At 35.0% G+C, this 6484-nt stretch carries 12 protein-coding genes; 5 read left to right on the top strand and 7 right to left on the bottom strand.

What is annotated here, in order from left to right; all coding sequences use genetic code 11:
• Window positions 1-190: 190 nt before the first annotated feature.
• Both BTHERMOSOX_RS08635 and thiS read left to right on the top strand, forming a co-directional pair.
• A complete protein-coding gene (locus tag BTHERMOSOX_RS08635) occupies window positions 191-460 on the top strand; it encodes a heavy-metal-associated domain-containing protein (RefSeq protein WP_138120678.1) in 270 nt (89 codons plus the stop codon).
• Window positions 457-657 (top strand): sulfur carrier protein ThiS, encoded by a 201-nt coding sequence (gene thiS / locus BTHERMOSOX_RS08630; protein WP_138120677.1) that lies wholly within the window; start codon window positions 457-459, stop codon window positions 655-657. The genes BTHERMOSOX_RS08635 and thiS overlap by 4 nt, the downstream gene beginning before the upstream one ends.
• Window positions 658-731: 74 nt before the next feature.
• Here the strand turns inward: thiS and BTHERMOSOX_RS08625 are convergent, their stop codons facing one another.
• Window positions 732-1019 carry a type II toxin-antitoxin system RelE/ParE family toxin gene (locus tag BTHERMOSOX_RS08625; RefSeq protein WP_138120676.1) on the bottom strand — a complete coding sequence of 96 codons (288 nt, stop codon included), beginning with the start codon at window positions 1017-1019 and terminating at the stop codon, window positions 732-734.
• Between the two features lie 7 nt (window positions 1020-1026).
• Window positions 1027-1263 carry a type II toxin-antitoxin system ParD family antitoxin gene (locus BTHERMOSOX_RS08620; protein ID WP_138120675.1) on the bottom strand — a complete coding sequence of 79 codons (237 nt, stop codon included), beginning with the start codon at window positions 1261-1263 and terminating at the stop codon, window positions 1027-1029.
• A gap of 360 nt (window positions 1264-1623) precedes the next feature.
• Between BTHERMOSOX_RS08620 and BTHERMOSOX_RS08615 the strand changes: the two genes are divergently transcribed.
• Window positions 1624-1980: a helix-turn-helix domain-containing protein gene (locus BTHERMOSOX_RS08615; protein ID WP_171004709.1), complete on the top strand. Its 357-nt coding sequence runs from the start codon at window positions 1624-1626 to the stop codon at window positions 1978-1980.
• A 25-nt stretch (window positions 1981-2005) separates the two neighbouring features.
• Here the strand turns inward: BTHERMOSOX_RS08615 and BTHERMOSOX_RS08610 are convergent, their stop codons facing one another.
• The 4 genes from BTHERMOSOX_RS08610 to prmA all read right to left on the bottom strand — a co-directional run bounded on the left by BTHERMOSOX_RS08610 (window position 2006) and on the right by prmA (window position 4609).
• Complete coding sequence (locus BTHERMOSOX_RS08610; protein WP_138120673.1) at window positions 2006-2359, bottom strand: type II toxin-antitoxin system PemK/MazF family toxin; 354 nt, start codon at window positions 2357-2359, stop codon at window positions 2006-2008.
• Entirely contained in the window at window positions 2356-2610 is a 255-nt protein-coding gene (locus BTHERMOSOX_RS08605; protein ID WP_138120672.1) for a ribbon-helix-helix protein, CopG family, read from the bottom strand. Before BTHERMOSOX_RS08605 ends, BTHERMOSOX_RS08610 begins: the two co-directional genes overlap by 4 nt.
• A gap of 66 nt (window positions 2611-2676) precedes the next feature.
• On the bottom strand, window positions 2677-3726 hold the full coding sequence (locus BTHERMOSOX_RS08600) for a tRNA (5-methylaminomethyl-2-thiouridylate)-methyltransferase (protein WP_138120671.1): 1050 nt from the start codon (window positions 3724-3726) through the stop codon (window positions 2677-2679).
• A gap of 25 nt (window positions 3727-3751) precedes the next feature.
• Window positions 3752-4609 carry a 50S ribosomal protein L11 methyltransferase gene (gene prmA, locus BTHERMOSOX_RS08595; RefSeq protein WP_138120670.1) on the bottom strand — a complete coding sequence of 286 codons (858 nt, stop codon included), beginning with the start codon at window positions 4607-4609 and terminating at the stop codon, window positions 3752-3754.
• A 123-nt stretch (window positions 4610-4732) separates the two neighbouring features.
• On the opposite strand from prmA, the gene BTHERMOSOX_RS08590 reads away from it, so the two are divergent.
• Both BTHERMOSOX_RS08590 and BTHERMOSOX_RS08585 read left to right on the top strand, forming a co-directional pair.
• Window positions 4733-4900 carry a hypothetical protein gene (locus BTHERMOSOX_RS08590; RefSeq protein ID WP_171004708.1) on the top strand — a complete coding sequence of 56 codons (168 nt, stop codon included), beginning with the start codon at window positions 4733-4735 and terminating at the stop codon, window positions 4898-4900.
• Between the two features lie 162 nt (window positions 4901-5062).
• The gene (locus BTHERMOSOX_RS08585) at window positions 5063-5353 is read left to right on the top strand and encodes a TusE/DsrC/DsvC family sulfur relay protein (RefSeq protein WP_138120669.1); all 291 of its coding nucleotides are present in this window, start codon (window positions 5063-5065) and stop codon (window positions 5351-5353) included.
• Here the strand turns inward: BTHERMOSOX_RS08585 and BTHERMOSOX_RS08580 are convergent.
• Complete coding sequence (locus BTHERMOSOX_RS08580) at window positions 5350-6261, bottom strand: LysR family transcriptional regulator (RefSeq protein ID WP_212744639.1); 912 nt, start codon at window positions 6259-6261, stop codon at window positions 5350-5352. The genes BTHERMOSOX_RS08585 and BTHERMOSOX_RS08580 overlap by 4 nt on opposite strands.
• Between the last annotated feature and the right edge of the window lie 223 nt (window positions 6262-6484).

Raw genomic sequence — 6484 nt, 5'->3', positions numbered from 1 at the left:
GATGTGGGTATATAATAACGTACGACCTCATAGTTCGATTGGTGGGATTCCACCAAGAAAGCTACTTGAGGCTATTTAAACAATGGAAATTCTATTTTTAGCAAGCGTTAGAAATGGGGGGATTGCACTGAGAAGCAAATGGATAAAATAACTAGGTATAATTGATCACAAACAACAATGGAAAGCAATCATGGAAATTACCGTAGAAAATATTAAATGTGGTGGTTGTGCCGGCTCAATTACCAAGAAACTGGTGGCTGTTTTTGATACTGATAAAATTGATATCAATATTGAACAAGGCATCGTTAGTATTGAACTTGACGATTCCAAAAAAGATGAATTGATAAAAGTATTGCTAGATTTGGGCTACCCAGAAACTGATTCAGTACATGGTTTTGACTCTGCTAAAGCCAAAGCAAAATCATTCGTTTCTTGTGCTATTGGAAAAATGGACAAATGATTGTTATTGTTAATGGAAAAGAATTAAAAATTGAAGACGCTACTACTGCTGAAAATTTAATCAAACAATTGGATTATCAAGATCAACGTATTGCGTTAGAAGTAAATGAGGCAATAATTCCTAAATCCAAACATGTAAAATTCTTACTGAATGCAGGCGACCAAATAGAAATTATCAAAGCGGTTGGCGGTGGTTGAGATATTTTGAGTTATGAATTTTTGCTAAAATGTCATAATCAATTGCCAAATAATAGTCTTTTATCTTTAATTGCTCAGTTATTAACCCAATCCTCTCTTTGAGGTCTAACCCTAACTATCAAGATATTATTACTAGTATCAATAAGATAAATAATTAAATGCGCTTGAAATGGATAAATTCTAACAGGTGGATTAATCTCAAATCTTTGTTGAGCCAATTTTAGATTTTTGTCCAACAAATCTAATACATCTGATAATAATGAATGATATTTTTGTGCTTGTTTAATACCAAACTCTCTAGCATCCTCAATAAAAATAGCAATAATATCGTCTTCAGCTTTAGAGGATAAGCGATAACTCACAATTATTTTAAAGTGCTTTGAGTGCGGCTTGAGACAACACCTGCATGGTTCGAGAGCCAACACCACTTTCAAGACCTTCAGTGACCATAACTTGCATTTGCTGAATTTTGGCATTAGTGTCTTGATCTTTTCTAATTAAGTCGCGAACATAATCGCTAGTATTGGTATATCTGCCAGAATTTTGCGCCTGAAATTCCACCCAAGTTTTCATTTCAGCAGGTAGTGATATATTCATTGTTGTCATAATAATATTTCTTTTAATATTTATGGCATATATTAGCATATATTGCCAAAAATAGTAATAAACTTAGTTTTTATGCTCTAGTTTTAATTGTTCGTTTTCCAAAATTGTCAGGGGTTTTGGGGTGATAAACTTTGCCACCACACCGGTTTTAATAAAATTCTTACTAAGTTTTAGTTTTAAATCCTCGGAGTTGAATTTAACACCCATACCATTATGTTGTTAGCAACGTCCGTATTGAGGATATAAAGCTCTATATTGCTTGATGAATTAGTTTGCTCAACTGTATTTGTCGTTTGAAAGGCAAACATTGATAAGCCAATTACAACCAAGTTTTTGAATAATCGCACAGTTTCCCCTAAAATGGATAGTAAAAATGACACTATGGATAGAGAGAAACTACAAAATAATACAATTGGTGGCAGAATTAAAATTGCAAGAGAAAATTTAAACCTATCAAAATCAAAACTTTCGACAAAAATGCATTTGTCTAGGTCAATTTTCAGACAATGGGAACGGGGAATTTCTAACCCATCCACTGCACATTTGGTAAAACTCGCCAGTATTTTAGGGGTGTCATTTGAATGGTTGGTAACGGGCGAGAATAGCGCTAAAGGTGATGATAATACCAAAACACTAAGAATCAACCAGCTGCTAGAAAAAACCACACCCAAACAAAAAGATTATTTACTTGAGTTGTTAAGCGATATTACCCACTAATTATGACAAAGTCGAACTTTGTTAATCAATGCTCATCATGAAAGCCCAGTATCCAAGAAAGTTTTTCTTCAATTTTCTTCATTTCGTTTTGGCTGAGTTTGGTGAGTGAATCTGAGGTAATTTTATTGATATCAATCGCCCTCACATAATCGCAAATAACATCTGAATCATGTTTTAATTGATCTCGTTGTTTAATTCTAAAACGTAACGTAGAGTCGTCAATCAATACTGTACTTAAAGGCAAGATATTAACTGTTTTGTGATTGTTTAAATTTAGGTTACTAGATTGAATCACTAGAACTGGGCGGATTTTACCAATTTCAGCACCCCTGCTAGGATTCATATTGGCTAAATAAATATTACCCCTGGTAAAATTCATTTTTCTTCCCAAGGCGGTAGTAGATATTCATCATCTATGGCCTCAAAATCTCTAATCAGCTCATCATCCATACTCCTAGAGCGTAAAGAATCTTCTCGCATTTTTTTAGCCATTTCCCTGTTTTTTGTTTTCTTTTGATAATCCAGAATGGCTTTACGAATCAGTGCACTTTTAGATAGATGTGCATCAAGCGCCATCTGATTAATTTGCTCAAAAAAATCATCTTGGGTTTTCAAGGTAATTGTTTTCATAATACTTTAAGTAATAATAAAAGTATTACTATTATAATATAAATAGTATTATAATATTGTGTTTTTTCAAACCATCCAGCTTTTTTCGATTTCATCAGCCAAAAATGGCTTAACGCTCAATTTTTGTACTACACCAACGCTAAGCTTAATTTCTACATCAACACTTTCTTCTTCTCGACCTTGAGAATATCGTGCAAGAATTTGTGCGGCAATTTTCAAATCTTCTTGATTTGGCTCACCATCAATTAATGCAATCGGTCCATTACAACTAACGGGATATAAATTAGCATATTGATTTCTATAACCTTCTAAAAACTTAACCTCACCCTCTTCTCTAGCAATAATCATTTTAAAACGAGGATTTGGACGAATATGGCGGCCCACTTTAAGCATCATTAAATCATCCAGTTCGTATTCACGATTACCACGAGACTGCCACATATCAACCAATTTATCAGAATATTGCTTATCCGTTAAGAAGCAACAACCTCCTGCTGGCGTTGCATAATCTTCAAATCCGTACTCTTTAGCTAAAGCCATTTGAGGCTTACGTGTGCGACCTGAAAAATCAAGTAACTTTTCACGATCAACCCAGCCTTCTTTTTCAGCTTTAGTTTCTGGCAAATGTTTAGCACACAACGGGCGCAATAATAAATCAGCTGCACCTGATTCAGCCTGAACAATTGGCATGGTTTCTTTGCGCTGACTCATTGGGCGCTGACCCATTACCTCACCAGTAATAATAAAATCAAAATCATGTTCGATCATCCACTGCTTAGCTTTTTTAACCATAAAACCTTTACAGTCCAAACATGGGTTCATGTTCTTGCCATAACCGTGTTTAGGGTTTAATAGCACGTCACGATATTCTTCAATTACATCAATAATATGTAGCTTAATACCAAGTTGTTCGGCTACCCACAACGCATTATTACGCTTTGGCTTATCTTTTTTCTGCTTGCGAATCGCATGAGTATGCCCCTCTACACAAAAACCAGTGAAGAAATTAATACCTTCAACATGAATATCTTGATCGAGTAACAACTTGGTGCTTAATAATGAATCTAATCCACCAGAAATAAGTGATACCGCTTTAATTTGTTTTTTATTTGTCATAACTTTATTTTCTCTTGCCATTTACTCAACACCAATCATCCTTTTGCTCAATTTCAAGTGACTCAAAATACTCACCATAAGCATCTAATACCATTGGTAATTGATCTTTTAAAATTCCAGATAAGGCAATATCGCCACCTTGTTTAACTAAATTTGAAAAGTGCTTGCACAGACCAACTAAAGGATTGGCCAAAATATTTGCAATAAGTAAATCAACCTTATCAAGCTGCTGCTCATTTTGCGTATGTAACACGTTGATCTGATCTTGACATTTATTGGTTGTAATATTGTTAATAGTTGCAGTCACTGCTTGAGGGTCATTATCCACAGCAACAACACTAACTGCCCCTAGCTTTATTGCGGCAATAGCCAATATTCCAGTGCCTGAACCATAATCAATCACGCTACAACCCACTGGCATTTTTGCATCTAAATATTGCAAACACAAATCAGTCGTTTGGTGTGTACCCGTGCCAAATGCCAAACCTGGATCCATATCGATAATAATAGCATCCTCAGGCAAGCTAGCACTATCTTCCCATGAAGGGCAAATCCAAATTCTTTGTCCAAATTGCATGGCGTGAAAATCTTTCTTACACTCATCTTCCCAAACGCGATCTTTCAAAAGCTCAAAATCGACAGAATCAATATGACAAATTTGGTTGAGCATTTGCTTGATATGTTCTTGATCAATATCTAAATCAAACAAGGCTGTTATTGTTACATGCTGCCATAAAGGTGTATGACCCACAGGCGGTTCAAAAATAGCATCATCTTGAGTACCACTAAAAGTAACCGACACACTATCCAAACCCATTAATATCTCGCTAACAAAATCAGCTTGATCTTTACTTGTTTGTAAGGTTAATTGCATCCAGTCCATAGTGGGTAAATTATACCTATGCGATTGCCATATAAAAAAACAGCTTACGAATTAAACATAGTTGATATAATAACCCTTGTTTATTAACAAACAACATAGCACTTAATTTACTAGGAGAAAACAATGGCTAACGGCATCACAAAAGGCAACAGACCACCTTTAGGAAGCAGCGTAGAAGCATTAAACGCATCTAACCCTTCAAACGCAAGAACAGGCAAAGAAACAACAACAACAACTCAAGACTACAAGAAAGGCATGAAGTCTGCAGAAGAATTAGACGATATGAGATAGCTCCAGCAATGGATATCCAAATTAAAAAACCCTCTAACGAGGGTTTTTTAACGCCTAAACTATAGATGAACAGATATCCATACAAACAAAATGTGTATTTATATGGAATCAGCCTTACTCAATCTTATATAATATACCCAATTAAATTACTATGGTATTACAATGGCATTAGAGAGAACAGGAAATGGCTACTTAGTAGACCCTTCAATTTGGACCGAAGAGATCATGCATGAAATGGCAACAGAAGATGAAATTACATTATCAGATTCTCAAGTTAATCAGATTCGTGCAGCAAGAGAATACTTCTCTGAAAATTCTTCTGTGCCACCAATTAGAACATTTGCAAAAGTTGTAGGCGTTGACAAAAAAATTCTTTTTAAAGAATGGTTGACCGGTCCTATGAAGCCAATCACGAAATATGGTGGTATGCCGCAACCAACGGGGTGTGTTTAGTAATTCCACTCAACTTGTTGTTGTAGGCTGTGCTTGAGCTCGTCAATAAAAACACGTGTTCGATAAGGCAAATAAATACGACTAGGATACACAGCCTGAATATCGAGTGCTGGCGTGGGGAATTTAGCCAATAGTTCAACCAGTTTGCCTGATTTTAAATGTTGATAAACATCCCAACGAGGGCGCAATGCGATGCCTGAACCTGCCATTACTGCCTGATTTAAACTCTCACAATTATTGGTTTGAAAATTACCACTGACCTTAATATTTTGCTGTTTCTTGCTGGTATGATTAAATTTCCATATATTAAAAGAATTGGAATTGGTAAATAATAAGATGTTATGTTTAACCAAATCTTGTGGACTGTTAGGTTGTCCAAATTTATCAATATAACTTTTTGATGCAACAATAACGCGTTGGTCGCTTGCCAATTTAGTGGCAATTAAATTAGAATCTTGCAAATCACCAATACGAATTGCCAAGTCATAACCCTGAGCGATAATATCAATAAATTGGTCTGAGAAATTAAGCGATAAATCAATCTGTGGATATTTTTTAAGAATTTTTGGCACTAATGGTGCCACGTAAAGCCGACCAAAATAATCAGGCACAGAAACTGATAAAGTTCCACTAGGTATAGTATTTGTAGACAAAATATCTGCTTCTGCCTCATTCATTGCACTAATAATATGTTGACAATGTTTAAAATATTTTTTACCTTCTTCGGTAATACTCAAACTACGTGTTGAACGCATAATTAAAGCAACACCAAGTTGCGATTCTAAACGCTGTAAACGCTTACTAACCACGGCTGAGGAGAAATTTAGTTTTTGACCGGCAGCCCGAAAACTGCCCAATTTAACAATTTCACTGAAAATTTGTAAATCTGATAAATTGTTTACTCGCATATTATCAATTTTTTGGAAAGATTGTTTTAATAATAAAACCTTGGTCATGACAACTTAAGCATATTTAAAATCATGTTAAAGTACCGTTATGAAAGTAAAAAACAAGTATGTAAATCGTTCCCGTATTTCAGAGAAGAGATTTAGAGAAATAATTAAGTATTTTTCTCTTGATTTGAACGCAGTTCAAATCAAGGAATTAACAGGATTGAGCAGACAAACAATC

This window comes from Bathymodiolus heckerae thiotrophic gill symbiont (assembly GCF_900128515.1).
Taxonomy (GTDB): Bacteria; Pseudomonadota; Gammaproteobacteria; order PS1; family Pseudothioglobaceae; genus Thioglobus_A.
This window is presented reverse-complemented; position numbering and strand designations above follow the sequence as displayed.

Excerpts from the sequence above, each read along its gene's own strand:
- BTHERMOSOX_RS08635 (WP_138120678.1), top strand. The coding sequence starts at position 191 with ATGGAAATTACCGTAGAAAATATTAAATGTGGTGGTTGTGCCGGCTCA.
- thiS (WP_138120677.1), top strand. The coding sequence starts at position 457 with ATGATTGTTATTGTTAATGGAAAAGAATTAAAAATTGAAGACGCTACT.
- BTHERMOSOX_RS08620 (WP_138120675.1), bottom strand. The coding sequence starts at position 1,263 with ATGACAACAATGAATATATCACTACCTGCTGAAATGAAAACTTGGGTG.
- BTHERMOSOX_RS08615 (WP_171004709.1), top strand. The coding sequence starts at position 1,624 with ATGGATAGTAAAAATGACACTATGGATAGAGAGAAACTACAAAATAAT.
- BTHERMOSOX_RS08610 (WP_138120673.1), bottom strand. The coding sequence starts at position 2,359 with ATGAATTTTACCAGGGGTAATATTTATTTAGCCAATATGAATCCTAGC.
- BTHERMOSOX_RS08605 (WP_138120672.1), bottom strand. The coding sequence starts at position 2,610 with ATGAAAACAATTACCTTGAAAACCCAAGATGATTTTTTTGAGCAAATT.
- BTHERMOSOX_RS08600 (WP_138120671.1), bottom strand. The coding sequence starts at position 3,726 with ATGACAAATAAAAAACAAATTAAAGCGGTATCACTTATTTCTGGTGGA.
- prmA (WP_138120670.1), bottom strand. The coding sequence starts at position 4,609 with ATGGACTGGATGCAATTAACCTTACAAACAAGTAAAGATCAAGCTGAT.
- BTHERMOSOX_RS08590 (WP_171004708.1), top strand. The coding sequence starts at position 4,733 with ATGGCTAACGGCATCACAAAAGGCAACAGACCACCTTTAGGAAGCAGC.
- BTHERMOSOX_RS08585 (WP_138120669.1), top strand. The coding sequence starts at position 5,063 with ATGGCATTAGAGAGAACAGGAAATGGCTACTTAGTAGACCCTTCAATT.
- BTHERMOSOX_RS08580 (WP_212744639.1), bottom strand. The coding sequence starts at position 6,261 with ATGCGAGTAAACAATTTATCAGATTTACAAATTTTCAGTGAAATTGTT.